The organism is Pedobacter polaris (assembly GCF_005116505.1).
Taxonomy (GTDB): domain Bacteria; phylum Bacteroidota; class Bacteroidia; order Sphingobacteriales; family Sphingobacteriaceae; genus Pedobacter; species Pedobacter polaris.
This window is the reverse complement of sequence record NZ_SWBR01000002.1, coordinates 732,345-747,520: the sequence shown is the minus strand read 5'-3', so window position 1 is coordinate 747,520 and position 15,176 is coordinate 732,345. Positions and strand designations below refer to the sequence as shown.

The window sequence follows — 15,176 nt, the reverse complement described above, 5'->3', positions numbered from 1 at the left end:
TTTTAAATACAATGGAAAGTGAAATTTCTGAAAGCTTAAATGCACTACACTTATTGCTTAATGATGAGGCTACCAAAGTAATTTCACCCTATCCTGGAGAAACAGAATGGCATAGTGGTTGGAAAAAGGCTTTTCCAGTTAGTTATCGTGAAAAAACGTTCTTAAATAAACTTGAAGGCTATTACCATAGAGCTGATGTTTTTACACCTTGTGGTACGGCAATCGAATTTCAAAATTCTCCGATTTGTGTAGCAGAATTGCAGAGTAGGGAAGCTTTTTATCCTAATTTGATATGGGTGGTGAATGGTGCAAAATTTAAAGGCTTTAAAATTTTAAAACACTTGCCAGATGTAGATGATCCTAAGCTTGCTGCATTTGAGTTTCGCGATACAGCCAACCTTTGCATGGTGCGAAAGAGTGATGTATTGTCAGGTATTGTAAAACCTAGAGTACTCACATTTCATCACCCAGAATTACGACACATTCCTTTAACCTCACATTATTATTCCTTTACTTGGCGTAATCCTCACCGGGTTTGGTATGAAGCCAAATGTATGATTGTGATTGATTTAGGTGGATACTTTCTCTATCAACTGAAACAACGGAAGCAAAGTAGTGGAGATTATGCCTACCTCCACATGATTCCAAGAAAGGATTTTATTGAGCGATACGTAAAAAAATGAGTAGATTATTTAGTTAGAGATTATCTAACTGTTGATATAAGTACTCGCTTTGTTGCCACTTAATTTTTAGTGGTGCTTATTTATAAAATTAGTGCTAGTATTTTAGGTAGATAAAATTAAGAATTTTAGAAACTATTTGACTGTTTGCTTGTTGCCTATAAAATTAAAACATTTAAATTATGGGATTTATTAAATCAGCTCTTGTTGGAGCAGCAATTTATGCAGGAATACAATATATTACTAAAAAAGATATATTAACTGGAAGGTCTATTTTAGATGAGCTATTAGAAAAAGCTCCAGAATTTATAGACAAAGCAAAAATTTATGCAAAAGAAGTAGAAATTAAAGTAGAGCAACCAATCGACCCACATTATTCTTAATTAGTTTATTATCCATATATATTGCGATTAGAACAAATAGGGCATTACTTTTGTAAATATTTGGTAGTAAGCTTTATTTTAATTATATTTGCAACTTATTAATTACAATATAATGCAACAAGGAACAGTAAAATTTTTCAATGAGACAAAAGGTTTTGGATTTATTACACCAGCAAACGGTGATGCCGAAATTTTTGTACATGTATCAGGTTTAATCGATCAAATTCGTGAGAATGATTCAGTAAGCTATGATATCGAGCAAGGCAAAAAAGGCCTAAACGCAGTTAATGTTAAGATAGACTAAGAGATTATCCTTCATAAATTGAGAAGCATCCGTCCATTTGGCGGATGTTTTTTTTTGCCTAAATTTTTCTAATTACTGTAATTAGAAAATAGATCTTGATACAGAATATACTGCCCCTAGATATTTAATATAATTAACACTCTTACAAGTTTTAAAAGGTGCAATTAGTTGTTTTTAGCTAAAAATTTTAAAACTTTTTAAAATTGAAAGCATTTATGATACTAATCAACCTAAATATCAAATATCATGGAAAATCAAGATTATCAACCAGAAAATCAGTATTCAAATCAACAAGATGAAAATACTGGAGAAATGAACCGTTCAGAAGAAAACAATCAAGAAAACGGAAACACTCAAAATCAAAGCCAAAATCAAGCTAATGGGGGCCCTTCTTATGGTACTTCTTCTCAGAATGAGCAAAACGATCCTTCAAGGGAAGAAAATCAATTTAGAGAAGGACAAAACCAGAACCAAGGTGCTCAAAATCAAGTAAATCAGAGCCAAGAACAAGATCAGAATCAATCAGGTTTACAAAATGATGGTCAATCGAATACTTTCGGCCAAACTACCAATAATCAAACTACTGGAAATGGAGATCAGGAAGATGATATAGCTAACGAAGGTGATGGTTCTGATGAAGAAGATCAGTTTGAAGATGATGAACTAGATCAAGGATCATTTGGAGATAACGAAAGTAGCCTGGGAGAAAGAGGTGATAACGGACTTTAATTAAATTTAACTTCAAAAAAAGCCTCTTGCAAAAGGGGCTTTTACGTTTATCATATTAACTACCTACGCTCTCCAATCTGTTGTCTCCACATAGAATAATAAAGCCCTTTGAGTTCAAGCAATTCTTCATGACTGCCTGCCTCAGAAATCTTCCCTTTTTCTAATACATAAATCGTGTCTGCATGCATAATGGTAGAAAGCCTGTGTGCAATTAAAATAGTCATTTGCTCACGCCTGTTAGAAATTTCTCTAATAGTGGTCGAAATTTCTTCTTCTGTTAAAGAGTCGAGTGCAGAAGTAGCTTCATCAAAGATCAATAACCTTGGTTGTCTTAGTAATGCTCTAGCAATTGAAATACGTTGTTTTTCTCCTCCTGAAAGCTTCATTCCATTTTCGCCAAGGATAGTGTCTATGCCATTTGAAGCTCTTTGAATTAAGCCAGTAGCTGATGCTTTTTCTAACGCACCTAAAATATCGTCTTCTGTAGCATTTGGGTTAACAAACAACATATTTTCGCGGATAGAGCCAGCATATAGTTGTGTATCCTGGGTAACAAAACCAATTTGTCTGCGAAGTGGATTGTAACGTATTTTTTCAGCATTTACACCATTAAACATTATTCCTCCTTTTAAAGGAAGATAAAGACCCACTAATAATTTAACTAAAGTAGATTTTCCAGAGCCAGATGGGCCTACAAAAGCAACCGTTTGACCTTTCTCAATCTCGAATGAAATATCATCTATGGCATTGTAACCAGCTGTTTTATGTTTAAAAATAACATGCTGAAACTCTAATCGCTCTAATTTTCCAAGTTCTACAGAGTTTTCTGGACGTAGTTCTACATTTTTGTGCATCAAAGCATCAAAAGTTTTTAGCGATGCATCTGCTTCCCTATATAAAATGATCATGTTACCAAGATCCTGCAGGGGAGTAAATATAGCAGTAGAAATAAACTGCATCGCTATTAATTCTCCGGTTGATAAAACTTTTCTAAAAATTAGCCATAACAAAATAAACAATACCGACTGTTTCAGCAGGTTGAGTAGGTTTCCTTGAAAGAAAGCAAGCATACTTACTTTTTTTGCCTTTAACATTTCCAGATTAAAGATTTTAAGGGTTTGAATGTTCAGTCTCCTGATTTCTGAGAAAGTAAGTCCCAAGCTTTTTACCAGCTCTATGTTGCGCAAACTTTCGGTAATGATCCCTGCCTGACTATCGGACTGGCGATTAATAGAGCGCTGTATGGTTTTGATTTTTTTAGAGATTAATCCAGTTAATGAGCCCAAAAGTAACACGCCCACAAAAAATACGGGTACCAATAACCAGTTTTTGTTAATGCTATACCAAAGCAAAAAACAGATTCCTACGGTTGATGAAAAAAGAATATTGATAAATGCATTGATAAATCTTTCTGCATCTGTTTTTACTTTTTGCAAAACAGATAGGGTAGTGCCGCTGCGGCTTTCCTCAAATTCTTGGAAAGATAGACGAAGTGTTTGTTTTAAACCATCATTAAAAATACCCATCCCAAATAGAGCGACAGCTTTTCTTGTAGTAAATTCTTGTATTGCTTTACAAAATTTAGCTACTACTGCTATTGCCAATGCAATTAACAACCAGTAAGTCACTTCGGCAATGAGTTGTCTCTCGCCAAGATTATTTTTGTTGGTAGAATATTCGTCTATGATACGGCCAAATATAACTGGATCTATAAGGTTAAGTAATTGTGCTATGCCAGCCAAACCAAGTGAAAGTGCAATTAATGCACGATGTGGTTTCAGGTATTTCCAAAGTATTTTCATCGGCTCAGTAATTCATGTGTATAATGATCATTTTATGAAAAGGGATGATTGTTTAATTGATAAAATATAATTGAATAAAGATAACAGTAGCGAGACAAGGATGTTTTGGCTACAGTGGTAATATAAAGAAAAAGGATTCGCCAAGTTCCTAACTATGTCATAATATCGCCAATCCTTGCCATTTTCATCTCATCACTGTAACTTTAAATAAAATAAATTAATATGAATACAGAGAAAGCAGTTCTTGCTGGAGGTTGTTTTTGGGGAGTTGAAGAATTAATCCGTCATTACCCAGGCGTAATTTCAACAGTTGTTGGTTATACCGGTGGTGATGTACCAAATGCTACCTATAGAAATCATGGTACACATGCAGAAGCAATTGAAATTGTATTTGACCCTGCGATTTTATCGTATCGTAAATTGTTAGCGTATTTTTTCCAAATTCATGATCCTACAACTAGAAATAGACAGGGAAATGATATTGGTACCTCTTATCGCTCTGCTATTTTTTTTATCGATGATAAACAACGTGAAACTGCCAATGCATTAATAGCTGAGATGGAAGCTTCTGGAGTTTGGCCGGGGAAAATTATTACTGAAGTATTACCAGCAACTGATTTTTGGAATGCAGAAGCAGAACACCAAGATTATTTACAAAAGAACCCTTATGGCTATACCTGTCATTTTGAAAGGCCAGATTGGAAATTAAGTTAATATTAGTGGGGTAGGCGATCTTTAATAATCCCATATATTAATGTACCCAGTAAGGCTCCAGCAACAACTATAAGCATAGATAGGTATCCATAACCAATATTCACAAACATAGGGCCAGGGCATGCACCTGTTAATGCCCAGCCTAATCCGAAGATAATTCCACCAAAGATATAACGGTAATAGCCTTTATCCTTGTCTTTAAAAACAATGGGCTGTTTAGCTGTATCTTTTAGCTTAAATCTTTTAATCATCATTACAGATAAAGCACCAAGTACTACGGCAGTGCCGATAATACCATACATGTGAAAAGATTGGAACCTGAACATTTCCTGTATCCTAAACCATGAAATTGCTTCAGACTTGCTCATGACGATGCCAAATAGAATACCTGCTAATATAAATTTGATTGCTTTCATATTTTAAATAAATAAGGCATAAAGAAAAATGTCATAAGTAAACCGCCAATAAAAAAGCCAATTATTGCCAATAGTGAAGGGAACTGGAAATTAGAAAGGCCAGATATGGCGTGGCCTGATGTACAACCACCAGCATACCTAGATCCAAAACCTACTAAAATACCACCAAAAAGCAGTAGGAAAATTGTTTTTGGTTCGGTTAAGGTCTGGAGTGAAAACAATTCTGTTGGATTTAGCTCACCGTTAAAAGAAATATTTAATTGTTTAAGATCTTTAATGGTTGTTGCTGAAAGTTGAAGTTCATTAGGATCACTTAAATAATGTGAAGAGATGAAGCCACCAATTATAGCACCTACTAAAAATAATAGATTCCATTGCTGGCTTTTCCAATCAAAGTCGAAAAATTTTACTTTTCGTCCTGCACCTGCCATTGCACACAAATTGCGCAGGTTAGCAGAGAAACCAAATGATTTGCCCCAAAACACCAATAATAGCATAATGACAACAATCATAAACCCTGAAAAATACCAAGGCCAAGGTTGTTTAATAAGTTCCAACATTTTAATTTATTTTGTAGTGAATTTATCTATCAATTTCATGGTCTCAAGCGCTGTTTCACCAGTACACGGGTTATCAGCTTTCCCTAAGAAATAATCAACCACTTTAGCAATCATTGGTTGTTGCACATGAGTTAAGGGCTCAGTTTCTTCGATTTCGGTTTGTCCATTTTGCGTAATGGTTATTTTGTGACCAAAAATAGGAAAACTGATTTTCCCATTTGTACCATAAATTTCACAACAATCAAGCGCATCAGCTGCAGCTACATTAAAACACCAGTTTCCATTAAAAACAACGTTATTTTTAAATAGAATTTGACCAGTAACTACGTCATCAACACTACTTTTATTAACTGAGGTAGACATTCCATAAAAAGATTCAATAGCACCAAAAAAGTAAATCATGAGATCAAGTTGATGAGGGGCAAGATCATGGAATAGGCCACCACCAGAAATTGATGGGTCAATACGCCAATTTGTTGCAGTTTGTGCAATGATATCAGTAATTTGTGGTTGCAAAAGATTAAGATTAACCAAACGTATATCGCCTATGGCACTTTTATCCAACAAAGATTTAATTTTTAAGAACATGGGTTGCGCTCTGCGGTAATGAGCTACAGTAAGCTTTATATTATTTGCATTAGCTGCGTCTACCATGCGTTTACCTTCTGTGTAATTAAGTGACATCGGCTTTTCTACATATACTGGTTTTTTAGCTTGGATTGCCTTTAAAACATATTCAACATGGCTAGAAGGTGGTGTGGCAATATAAATCGCATTTACTTCTGGGTCGTTAATCAGTTCATCTGCATTTGCAAACCATTTAGGCACACCATGTCTTATTGCATAGTCTTTGGCTTTATTAGCATCTCTGCGCATTACTGCTATTAATTTTGAATTGGGTACTTTGTTAAATGCTGGCCCACTTTTTACTTCAGTAACATCACCACAACCAATTATACCCCAATTTACTCTTTCCATATTTTCAAACATCAAGAAGGGTACAAGATATTTATTTTCATTGAAGGAAGGAAACTAGATTACAATGAATGATTTTCAATCTTAAAAAAGGTAAGTTTATTACATTATGGTGTTGATTTGTTATTATAAAAGGAAAAACCAAAACCTATCTTTGCTACTTTAATAGAGCTCCCATTGAACATTAAAAAACTAAGTTCCGAAAACCAAAGTAAGGCTACAATACTTGCTTTTGCACTCATTCCATTATCAGGTTTTGCCACTGATGTCTATATTCCATCCTTACCAACCATGTCTAGAGAGCTAGGTGTTAGCGACTTACAAGTACAATTAACTCTTGGTATGTTTCTAATTAGTTATGGTGTTGCACAATTATTTGTCGGTAGTTTACTAGATAGTTTTGGCAGATATAGAATTGGATTGATTAGCCTTTTTGTCTTTGCTTTGGCTAGTGTGGTTATAGCCAATACCGCCAATATTTATTTAATTTATTTGATGCGAATTATCCACGGGATCACCGTAGCAGCTATTGTAGTATCTAAAAGAACCTTTTTTGTCGATGTTTTTTCTGGCGATAAGTTGAAAAATTACTTAAGTATGTTTTCTATTATATGGGCAACAGCTCCAATTATAGCACCTTTTGTAGGCGGATATTTGCAAAGTTGGTTTGGTTGGGAGTCTAACTTTTATTTCTTAGCTGTGTTTGCTATGATAATTTTAGTGTTAGAATTGAGTTTTAGTGGTGAAACCATTAAACAAAAGATGGAATTTAGCTTTCGGAAAATTGCTTCTATTTATATAGATATGGTTAGTACAGCTAGTTTTACCCTTGGTATTGTAATGCTTGGCCTTTCTTACGGGATGGTAATGATATACAATATGACTGGGCCATTTGTAATTGAGCACCATTTTGGCCTTTCACCAATTGCAGCAGGATACAGTTCATTGTTATTAGGTGGGGCTGTAATGGTTGGTGGTTTATTGGGTAAGGCCACAATTAATAAACCTTTCATTGCTAAACTTTCGGTTAATATTGGTTTGCAATTGCTATTTGTGGTGGCGATGTTGGTGAGTGTAAACTTTGTTGCCAATCTCTATTCTATGGTATTTTTTGCCTTTATCATTCATGCTTGTTCAGGTTATACTTTTAATACTTTTTTTACTTTTTGTCTTTCTCGATTTCCAAAAAATGCAGGAATTGCAAGTGGATTAACAGGTGGGATCAATTATGTGATTGTTTCTTTTTTAACCTATGGTGTAATTGCCTTAATACCAGCAAAAGATGAACTTAATTTGGCCTATAGTTATACATTATTAATTGGCATGTCGATATTGATAATGTTTGTAATTGTTAGGATGAATAAAAGGAACCTGCAGTAATGGCTTAGATTTTTCAAACAATCTGGTATTTCGGATGTTGTTAAAATACAATCTAAACAAAAGGGTAGTCAATGCTTTGACTGCCTTTTTTTATGTTAAAACATTATGAATGATACAACAGCACTGATACTTGGGCTAATTTCTTGCTCAGGCGGACTACTTGTTTTTTATAGCATATTTAAAAAAGATAGGAATGACAAGCCCAGATAAATAAAATGATTTTAGTGAGGATAAAAAAAGGCTATTAACAATAAAGTTAATAGCCTTTTAAATAAGTTGAAATTATAACTATTTTTCTACTACTACGTGATATTTAGCTTTCGTTGTAGTTGTACTGTCAAACCAAATGGTATAAATTTTACCAGCTTGCAATTCACTTCCTGCAATGGTTGTAATTTCTAATGAACCAGTCATATTTACATTTAAAGCAGTATTTGCATCAACAGTTTGATAAGCAGAGGCTGCACTAAAAGCTAAAGCGTTAGCTAAAGCCACACCTGTTGAAGTTGTTACATTTACTGTTCCCGCTAAAAGAGGAGCAACATTAACAAATCTAACTTTGGCTTTACCGCTAACTGTTGCATTGTCATTTGCATAACTATTAATAGTATAATTTCCATTGGCTTGTTTAACCAGATATAAAGAGGTAGAGCTATTGGCAGAAAAGTTAACATTTGCTGATGCAGTAGTAGTGTTCGTGCCAGCATTTTTAAAGGCAACAGTTTTAGTTGAGGTTGTAGTACTCACATTAGTAGCTGCATTTCCATAAGCAATTGCCGAGGCACTTGATTTTGAATCATTAAAATAAGCATCTTGAGCTGCAGAACCATCTGCTGAATTTACAAGTGTTACAGTTGCACTTAAGGTTTCATCATCATCTTTTTTACAAGAAGAGATAGAGATTACCAGGGCGCCTAGCAAGGCGATGCCAGTAAATAATCGGTTAGTTTTCGTTTTCATGATATATGGTTTTTGTGTTAATATTTAAACAAACACCATGCCGATAGGGCAGATTATTTAACTCAAAATAAATAATAATATCGATAATAAATTTTATAATTAATATATAAAGTTTTGTTTTACAGTTTGTTATATAATTATTTACTGAGTTTTCTTTGTTAAATACGAAGTCAAATTCTAGTATAGAAAATGATATATTGTGTATAGTAAATGCATCATTTCTGTTACAAATAATGGGAGGAATATGGAGTAAATCGGATTGTTAAATTAATTGCATTGCTATTAGTTGAATGGCTCAGCATTAAATTTTAAAACTTAATTTAGAAATCTTATTTTAATACCATGAAATTGAGTAAAATCATCTTGCCATTAACTGGCATAATCTTCTTGGCTACAGGCTGTAACTTCTTCAAGAAGGAAGAAGAGGCTTTAGATAAATTTAAATTGATTTGTTATATAGCTATTGATAAAGGGGATACCGCTTGGCTTAGCATTGATACTTCTAATAGGAAAATGAATGGGTTGCTTACCATGAGCTATGGTGGTATTAAAAAATTTGATGGGCAAGTGAAAGGAACCATAAATGGAGATACACTTAAGGGACATTTTGATTTTAAGTTAAATAAAATAGATAAGTGGTATAGAAATCCTGTTGCATTCCTTAAAAAAGAAGAAAAACTTGTGATGGGTGTTGGCGAAACGATTTTGGTATGGGGTTCAGGGTTTCATGATGAAAAAGTGCCTATTGATTATGATAGGGGCAGATTTATATTTGAAAAAACAATTTGTAAATAACAATGTCACAAATACTCTGTCCTTGCACATCTGGTTTAAATTATACTGATTGTTGCAAAATATATCATCAAAATGAAACTGTTCCCTCAACTGCGGAAGCTTTAATGCGCTCGAGGTATAGTGCTTACGCTTTACATTTGATAGCTTACTTAATCGATACTACACACCCATCAACACGACACTTACATCAAAAAGGTGCGATAAGAGACTGGGCAACCAATAATATTTGGCTCAAGCTAGAGATATGTAGTGCTAATGGTTGTACTGTTGAATTTAAAGCATATTATGAAAATAACAAACAGTTACATATACATCATGAACGTTCTACCTTTAGCTGTGAGGAAGAGAGATGGTATTATGTTAGTGGAGAATATTTTAATTAATTTCTGGGTAAATCCCATTAAGAATACCAGCCAATCTAATTCCTGCTTGTTTAATTCGTTTTTCTACAGTCGGTAAATGTTTTTGTACATATGTATCATCAATCACCCTTTTGCCCATAAGATCAATTTCTGCATAAAGCTGTGAGCTAATTTGGTAGCTTTCCCAAATCCATTGAATAAGCGTATCGCTTTGCCATTGTTTAATATCTTCCGCAGAAATGTCATCGTATTTACTTGCCAATTGCGTATAGGTTAAACCTTGGTGCTCTAACATTTTTGTATCCCACAGACTGTGCAGATTGGTACCTTTATCTTCATAGTTTAGTTGAATTGTATTACCACCTTTATCCTCAGCTCTGCTGATGTGCATAGGCTGATGCAAATCGCCCACAAAATGCATGATGAATTTTAGTGCATAAATTTGCTGTTGCCTAGGTGTATCGTTATTTGCTAAATCACCTTCTGCTTTTAATAATGCACTGTATACGTTACCCTGGCTAATGGTATCTATTTGTTTCTTAAAGTCTTCAAAGGATAATCCTAATGGGAGATTTAGAAAGTGCCAATTTGCAGTTGCTGCAAATTGAGGGTCTTTTCTAGCATCATCTGCCCAAGTGCAAGCATCAGCGATAGTAGTATCTCCTAATAAGTTTTTAATGGCTACTTTGGCATTAGGGTTTAAATGGTTTTCTGCTAGCTGACCAATTGTTCGATGACCGGTGTAACCCCAAGAGATTAAAGTTAGACTAATGCTTAATATAGTGACAGAGAGAATATGTTTAATTTTCATGTAACAAATTTAACTTCAAAGATAATTTATGTCGATATTATAAATTAATTTGTCTTAAAGAGGTTACGTTAAAAAATAATAAAATGGCTTTAACTGGTTAAAAACAAATAAGATGAGTTTGTTGTTCATATCATTATGTATCTACATAATAAAAATATTCTTTTATTGATTTAAAAAAGAAATATTGAAAGTAAGTTTTCATTCTTTATATTTACATTAGCCACACAAAAACAAGCTTATTGTGAAATTCAACTTTAAAAAAATAGAAGAAATAAAGAAGAAGATTCTAATTGTAGAAGATGAACCTATGAGTATTTTGGTAATCCAAAAAATACTCGCACCGTACCAGTTTCAATTGGTTATAGCTGTAAATGGTTTAGATGCAATAGAAAAATTTAAAAAAGAAAAGGCAGATTTGGTAATTATGGACCTTTACATGCCAGAAATGGATGGTTTTGAAGCCTCTAAAAGAATCAAAGCAATGTCTGCGGATACCCCCATCATTGTAATCTCTACTACAGATATTGCGGAAGATGAATTAAAAAAAGACATCGGGATAGATTATCTCCTTAAAAAACCCCTCAATATTAAAAAGTTCCAAGACTTTATACATATGCTTTTATTAGCTTAATTCATAAGAAGCTCCCGATTTTCATTGGGGCTTTTTGTTACAGCTTGCTAGATTGATCAAATGTAGAACTACTAGACTATAAAATAACACGCTAAAAGCTAGGGGAATACGGTTTTTGATAAAAAAATGATGGTTTTCGTGCACTTAAGTTCTATTAATTGCTTACTTTTACTAAAAATAATAGCAATTTTATTCATGATCGTTACTGTCGTCGCCATATTTGATGAGTTCAATCCACACGCTCCCTTAGCTAAGGTTTTGAAAGAAAGGTTAATTCGCTTGGCAGCAGAGCTACAAGATGTAAATTTAAAATCCTTAAACTTACTGCCGCCTATGGATGCAGATGTTGTGGTTTACCTTAGCTACAATTTAAAATACACAGTGCGCTGGCGAATTGCCAATGATGTACCAGATTATGTTGAGAAGGAAGTAGCTCAAGCTTGCGCTTTAAAGGGCTATATCGCTTGGAAAACTACTACTGTAAATATTTTTAAAGGGAACAACTAATTATAAATCACATTCGGATTAGTATCATTAGGAAAAACAGGTTTTTCTTGTTGATTCTTCCAGGCTGTAGTTCCAGCACTTTCAACATGAATTTCTGAAGCTTGTTGACGATGATTTTCTGGACCTAACAAGCTTTCAGTATTTTGCTTAATGTGTCCACGAACATTCTCAACTATATTACCTAATTGATTCATACCCAGTAGCCTTGATGACCTACCTGTAAGCTTATCCAAGAAATTAATTAACCTTGATTTAGTTTCACGTCCATTTTTGGTGGCAAACAATGCACCAATTGCAAGTCCAACAGCAACTCCTCCAATTATAGCAACTGTTGACATTGTTGAATCTTTTTTCTCTAACAAAGAAGATTTTAATATTTTTTGATAATTCATAGGTAGATGATTTACTCATAAGTAACCAATCATAATTAGAATTGTTTTGAAAAGATTAGTGTTTTAGAAATTCAAATTTCTATTAAATTATATGTTATCAAAACTTAGAACCTATAATTTAATCTGCTTTTTTATTAAGTTTTTATCTTATTTATATATTCTTTCTAACTAAACTATTTAAAATTTGTTTAGTCAGATATGTGACCCAAAAACGAGTTATAAATTTTAAACTACATGACTAAAAAAGACAACCTAGATAACGTTTTTAAAGAAGAAATTAAGAAACCTTCAGATTTTAAATTTGGCGCTACTGTTGCCAATGCTTTCGATGATATGGTGGAACGTTCTGTTCCTTTTTATAATGAAATACAAAGAATGATTATTGAGTTGGCAGCAGAACATGCTTTGCCCAACACTAATGTGATAGATTTAGGTTGTAGTACTGGTACAACCATGATAGGCTTAAATCCCTTGGTTAACGAAAATATCAAGTTTATAGGTCTTGATGATTCAGCAGAAATGCTTAAAAAATGTGATGTTAAGTTAAAGGAGGCCAATTTTAAAAGACCTTATGAATTAATTATAGGTGATTTACATGAAGATGTAAAAATTGAAAATGCATCTGTTGTTATTTTATGTTTAACCTTACAATTTTTAAGACCAATTTACAGAGAAAGACTACTAAAAAAAATATATGATGGATTAGTACCAGGAGGGGTATTGATTATTTCTGAAAAGATCTTGGCTGAGGATAGCATGTTCAACAGAAATTTCATTAAATATTATTATGATTATAAACGTCGCAATCAATATAGTGAAATGGAGATTTCACAGAAGCGAGAAGCATTAGAAAATGTACTCATTCCTTATAAATTGAGTGAGAACTTTAAGATGTTAAGAGAAGTAGGTTTCCCTTTAGTAGAAACATTCTTTAAATGGTATAATTTTTCAGGTTTTATCGCTGTAAAAAACTAATATGATCGCAATTGGTAACTTCTTTTTCAAGTACAGAAATTTCTTATTTATTTTTTTGTACCTCGCTTTATTCATCCCATCGCCACAACTATTTAGAGAAAGCACATTTGGGGAAAACTATTATTTATACCCCCTAATTATTGGATTATTTGTAACCATTTTTGGGCAACTTATACGTGGAGTAGCAATATCTCTTGCTTATATAGTTCGTGGTGGTTTAAATAAAAAAGTTCATGCAGATGATTTGGTAACCGAAGGTTTCTTTAACCATGGCCGTAATCCATTATATGTAGGCAATATTTTAATGTTAGTAGGAGTTGGCATTTTAATGAACTCTGTAGTTTTTATGTGCATATTCATTCCGCTATTTTTATTCATTTACCAAGCAATTGTATTGGCCGAAGAGAATTTTCTAAGAAATAAATTTGGTGAACAGTTTGACGCTTATTGTGCAAGAGTAAATAGGTGGTGGATTAACTTTGGTGGTATTCATAAAACAATTGGAAGCATGGCTTTTAATGGTAAACGTTGGCTCATTAAAGAATACAATACACAAACGGTTTGGATGTTAGGTATTGTAGTGATTTTACTTTATTATTATCCTCAACTAACAGGAGGAGATACAGTTTTAAGAGATAAGATTGGCATTACGGCACTTGTTATCTTAGCTGCTTATTACGTTATCATTAGATATTTGAAAAAAAGTGGTAAGTGGAAGGCTTAAAAAAAGTAAACATAACTGCACATTAATTAATAAACATTAAATTATTGATGAAACTTAAAATTCAATTACAGCTACTATTTATTTTAATTTTATCCTCAAGTTGTGTTAGAGCTCAATTAGGAGAAAACGAACCTCTTTTCATCCAAGATAGCTTAAAGCTTATCTCTTCTCAGTTTAAATTTACAGAAGGCGCATCAGTTGATAAAAAAGGTAATGTGTTTTTTACGGATCAACCCAATAATACCATTTGGAAATATAGTACAGCAGGTAAATTAAGTTTGTTTACTGCTAAGGCTGGAAGAGCCAATGGAACTTATTTCGATAAAAAAGGCAATTTAATTGCTTGTGCTGATGAGAATTTCAAAATATTATCGTTCGATAAAAATGCAAACCCAACTCTTGTGTATCAAAATCCAAAGCATAGTAATTTAAATGGGCCAAATGATTTATGGATTAATCGCAAAGGTGAAATTTACTTTACAGATCCTTATTATCAACGTGATTATTGGACAAGGAAAGCCCCAGCTATAGTGGGAGAAAAAGTTTACTTTCTAAAAGCTACTAAACGTGAGGAAGGCATGGGCGGTATAATTGTGGTAGAAGACAGTTTGCAAAGACCTAATGGAATTGTAGGTACACCAAATGGAAAAATATTATATGTAGCAGATGCAAAAGGTGGTAAAACTTATCAGTATGATATTAAACCTGATGGCTCATTAATGAACAGAGTAATGCTGATTAATCAAGGTTCTGATGGAATGACACTAGATGAACATGGTAACATATATTTAACTGGAAATGGGGTGACTATTTTTGATAAAGCAGGAAAACAAATTGCACATATCAACGTCCCTTTAGCTAGAACATCTAATGTTTGCTTTGGGGGTAAAAAAAGAAATATCTTATTTATTACCTCAGGAAAATCTATTTATACTTTACCAATGACGGTGAAAGGTGTAGAGTGATCTACCAAAAAATATTTTAACAGAAAGAGCATATATTAAAATGCTAACGTTAATCTTCAGTAGCGTAAGAAAAACCAAATCCAATATAATGGTAAAGTTAAGTCGAAGTTA

The 15,176-nt window shown here is 33.3% G+C and carries 20 protein-coding genes; 13 read left to right on the top strand and 7 right to left on the bottom strand.

All coding sequences use genetic code 11. The features are described from left to right. The first annotated feature begins 11 nt into the window (after positions 1–11). The 4 genes from FA048_RS09510 (at position 12) to FA048_RS09495 (ending at position 2,096) form a co-directional block, all read left to right on the top strand. Positions 12–683, top strand: coding sequence for a competence protein CoiA family protein (locus FA048_RS09510; protein ID WP_225872524.1), 672 nt, complete (start codon positions 12–14; stop codon positions 681–683). Between the two features lie 179 nt (positions 684–862). Beyond that, a complete protein-coding gene (locus FA048_RS09505) occupies positions 863–1,063 on the top strand; it encodes a YtxH domain-containing protein (protein WP_136840233.1) in 201 nt (66 codons plus the stop codon). A 112-nt stretch (positions 1,064–1,175) separates the two neighbouring features. Beyond that, a complete protein-coding gene (locus FA048_RS09500) occupies positions 1,176–1,367 on the top strand; it encodes a cold-shock protein (protein WP_136840231.1) in 192 nt (63 codons plus the stop codon). A 246-nt stretch (positions 1,368–1,613) separates the two neighbouring features. Further along, entirely contained in the window at positions 1,614–2,096 is a 483-nt protein-coding gene (locus FA048_RS09495; protein ID WP_136840230.1) for a hypothetical protein, read from the top strand. A gap of 59 nt (positions 2,097–2,155) precedes the next feature. On the opposite strand, the gene FA048_RS09490 is transcribed toward FA048_RS09495, so the two are convergent. Beyond that, positions 2,156–3,898, bottom strand: a complete 1,743-nt coding sequence (locus tag FA048_RS09490; protein ID WP_136840228.1) for an ABC transporter ATP-binding protein — start codon at positions 3,896–3,898, stop codon at positions 2,156–2,158. A 222-nt stretch (positions 3,899–4,120) separates the two neighbouring features. On the opposite strand from FA048_RS09490, the gene msrA reads away from it, so the two are divergent. Next, positions 4,121–4,612, top strand: coding sequence for a peptide-methionine (S)-S-oxide reductase MsrA (gene msrA / locus FA048_RS09485; RefSeq protein ID WP_136840226.1), 492 nt, complete (start codon positions 4,121–4,123; stop codon positions 4,610–4,612). 2 nt (positions 4,613–4,614) lie between these two features. Here the strand turns inward: msrA and FA048_RS09480 are convergent, their stop codons facing one another. Genes FA048_RS09480 through FA048_RS09470 form a run of 3 tightly spaced genes read right to left on the bottom strand, consistent with a single transcriptional unit; the run spans position 4,615 to position 6,566 of the window. Continuing rightward, positions 4,615–5,028, bottom strand: coding sequence for a DUF6691 family protein (locus tag FA048_RS09480; protein WP_136840224.1), 414 nt, complete (start codon positions 5,026–5,028; stop codon positions 4,615–4,617). Continuing rightward, positions 5,025–5,588 carry a YeeE/YedE family protein gene (locus tag FA048_RS09475; protein ID WP_136840222.1) on the bottom strand — a complete coding sequence of 188 codons (564 nt, stop codon included), beginning with the start codon at positions 5,586–5,588 and terminating at the stop codon, positions 5,025–5,027. The genes FA048_RS09480 and FA048_RS09475 overlap by 4 nt, the downstream gene beginning before the upstream one ends. Before the next feature lie 6 nt (positions 5,589–5,594). After that, positions 5,595–6,566, bottom strand: coding sequence for a Gfo/Idh/MocA family protein (locus tag FA048_RS09470; protein WP_136840220.1), 972 nt, complete (start codon positions 6,564–6,566; stop codon positions 5,595–5,597). Between the two features lie 174 nt (positions 6,567–6,740). Here FA048_RS09470 and FA048_RS09465 point away from each other — a divergent pair, with 174 nt between their 5' ends. Further along, positions 6,741–7,943, top strand: a complete 1,203-nt coding sequence (locus FA048_RS09465; RefSeq protein ID WP_225872523.1) for an MFS transporter — start codon at positions 6,741–6,743, stop codon at positions 7,941–7,943. A gap of 288 nt (positions 7,944–8,231) precedes the next feature. Here FA048_RS09465 and FA048_RS09460 read toward each other — a convergent pair whose 3' ends face one another. After that, positions 8,232–8,903 (bottom strand): DUF4397 domain-containing protein, encoded by a 672-nt coding sequence (locus tag FA048_RS09460; RefSeq protein ID WP_136840216.1) that lies wholly within the window; start codon positions 8,901–8,903, stop codon positions 8,232–8,234. A 342-nt stretch (positions 8,904–9,245) separates the two neighbouring features. Here FA048_RS09460 and FA048_RS09455 point away from each other — a divergent pair, with 342 nt between their 5' ends. Beyond that, positions 9,246–9,698 carry a hypothetical protein gene (locus tag FA048_RS09455; protein ID WP_136840214.1) on the top strand — a complete coding sequence of 151 codons (453 nt, stop codon included), beginning with the start codon at positions 9,246–9,248 and terminating at the stop codon, positions 9,696–9,698. Positions 9,699–9,700: 2 nt separating this feature from the next. Further along, the gene (locus FA048_RS09450; protein ID WP_136840212.1) at positions 9,701–10,081 is read left to right on the top strand and encodes a YchJ family protein; all 381 of its coding nucleotides are present in this window, start codon (positions 9,701–9,703) and stop codon (positions 10,079–10,081) included. Here the strand turns inward: FA048_RS09450 and FA048_RS09445 are convergent. Beyond that, on the bottom strand, positions 10,074–10,871 hold the full coding sequence (locus FA048_RS09445) for a S1/P1 nuclease (protein WP_136840210.1): 798 nt from the start codon (positions 10,869–10,871) through the stop codon (positions 10,074–10,076). The two genes, FA048_RS09450 and FA048_RS09445, sit on opposite strands and share 8 nt — an antisense overlap. Positions 10,872–11,112: 241 nt before the next feature. Here FA048_RS09445 and FA048_RS09440 point away from each other — a divergent pair, with 241 nt between their 5' ends. Together FA048_RS09440 and FA048_RS09435 are read left to right on the top strand one after the other, a co-directional pair. Next, on the top strand, positions 11,113–11,502 hold the full coding sequence (locus FA048_RS09440; RefSeq protein ID WP_136840208.1) for a response regulator: 390 nt from the start codon (positions 11,113–11,115) through the stop codon (positions 11,500–11,502). Positions 11,503–11,697: 195 nt separating this feature from the next. Next, the gene (locus FA048_RS09435) at positions 11,698–12,009 is read left to right on the top strand and encodes a hypothetical protein (protein WP_136840206.1); all 312 of its coding nucleotides are present in this window, start codon (positions 11,698–11,700) and stop codon (positions 12,007–12,009) included. Here the strand turns inward: FA048_RS09435 and FA048_RS09430 are convergent. Further along, entirely contained in the window at positions 12,006–12,401 is a 396-nt protein-coding gene (locus FA048_RS09430; RefSeq protein ID WP_136840204.1) for a YtxH domain-containing protein, read from the bottom strand. The two genes, FA048_RS09435 and FA048_RS09430, sit on opposite strands and share 4 nt — an antisense overlap. Before the next feature lie 234 nt (positions 12,402–12,635). On the opposite strand from FA048_RS09430, the gene cmoA reads away from it, so the two are divergent. From cmoA to FA048_RS09415, 3 genes are read left to right on the top strand one after another with little or no spacing between them, the layout of a single operon-like run. Further along, on the top strand, positions 12,636–13,376 hold the full coding sequence (gene cmoA, locus FA048_RS09425) for a carboxy-S-adenosyl-L-methionine synthase CmoA (RefSeq protein ID WP_136840201.1): 741 nt from the start codon (positions 12,636–12,638) through the stop codon (positions 13,374–13,376). Between the two features lies 1 nt (position 13,377). Further along, positions 13,378–14,100, top strand: a complete 723-nt coding sequence (locus FA048_RS09420; RefSeq protein ID WP_136840199.1) for a methyltransferase family protein — start codon at positions 13,378–13,380, stop codon at positions 14,098–14,100. A 47-nt stretch (positions 14,101–14,147) separates the two neighbouring features. After that, positions 14,148–15,065: an SMP-30/gluconolactonase/LRE family protein gene (locus tag FA048_RS09415; RefSeq protein ID WP_136840197.1), complete on the top strand. Its 918-nt coding sequence runs from the start codon at positions 14,148–14,150 to the stop codon at positions 15,063–15,065. Positions 15,066–15,176 lie beyond the last annotated feature (111 nt).

What these genes read in the sequence shown, in the direction of transcription:
- FA048_RS09510 (WP_225872524.1), top strand. Translation starts at nt 12, where the DNA reads ATGGAAAGTGAAATTTCTGAAAGCTTAAATGCACTACACTTATTGCTT.
- FA048_RS09505 (WP_136840233.1), top strand. Translation starts at nt 863, where the DNA reads ATGGGATTTATTAAATCAGCTCTTGTTGGAGCAGCAATTTATGCAGGA.
- FA048_RS09500 (WP_136840231.1), top strand. Translation starts at nt 1,176, where the DNA reads ATGCAACAAGGAACAGTAAAATTTTTCAATGAGACAAAAGGTTTTGGA.
- FA048_RS09495 (WP_136840230.1), top strand. Translation starts at nt 1,614, where the DNA reads ATGGAAAATCAAGATTATCAACCAGAAAATCAGTATTCAAATCAACAA.
- FA048_RS09490 (WP_136840228.1), bottom strand. Translation starts at nt 3,898, where the DNA reads ATGAAAATACTTTGGAAATACCTGAAACCACATCGTGCATTAATTGCA.
- msrA (WP_136840226.1), top strand. Translation starts at nt 4,121, where the DNA reads ATGAATACAGAGAAAGCAGTTCTTGCTGGAGGTTGTTTTTGGGGAGTT.
- FA048_RS09480 (WP_136840224.1), bottom strand. Translation starts at nt 5,028, where the DNA reads ATGAAAGCAATCAAATTTATATTAGCAGGTATTCTATTTGGCATCGTC.
- FA048_RS09475 (WP_136840222.1), bottom strand. Translation starts at nt 5,588, where the DNA reads ATGTTGGAACTTATTAAACAACCTTGGCCTTGGTATTTTTCAGGGTTT.
- FA048_RS09470 (WP_136840220.1), bottom strand. Translation starts at nt 6,566, where the DNA reads ATGGAAAGAGTAAATTGGGGTATAATTGGTTGTGGTGATGTTACTGAA.
- FA048_RS09460 (WP_136840216.1), bottom strand. Translation starts at nt 8,903, where the DNA reads ATGAAAACGAAAACTAACCGATTATTTACTGGCATCGCCTTGCTAGGC.
- FA048_RS09455 (WP_136840214.1), top strand. Translation starts at nt 9,246, where the DNA reads ATGAAATTGAGTAAAATCATCTTGCCATTAACTGGCATAATCTTCTTG.
- FA048_RS09450 (WP_136840212.1), top strand. Translation starts at nt 9,701, where the DNA reads ATGTCACAAATACTCTGTCCTTGCACATCTGGTTTAAATTATACTGAT.
- FA048_RS09445 (WP_136840210.1), bottom strand. Translation starts at nt 10,871, where the DNA reads ATGAAAATTAAACATATTCTCTCTGTCACTATATTAAGCATTAGTCTA.
- FA048_RS09435 (WP_136840206.1), top strand. Translation starts at nt 11,698, where the DNA reads ATGATCGTTACTGTCGTCGCCATATTTGATGAGTTCAATCCACACGCT.
- FA048_RS09430 (WP_136840204.1), bottom strand. Translation starts at nt 12,401, where the DNA reads ATGAATTATCAAAAAATATTAAAATCTTCTTTGTTAGAGAAAAAAGAT.
- cmoA (WP_136840201.1), top strand. Translation starts at nt 12,636, where the DNA reads ATGACTAAAAAAGACAACCTAGATAACGTTTTTAAAGAAGAAATTAAG.
- FA048_RS09420 (WP_136840199.1), top strand. Translation starts at nt 13,378, where the DNA reads ATGATCGCAATTGGTAACTTCTTTTTCAAGTACAGAAATTTCTTATTT.
- FA048_RS09415 (WP_136840197.1), top strand. Translation starts at nt 14,148, where the DNA reads ATGAAACTTAAAATTCAATTACAGCTACTATTTATTTTAATTTTATCC.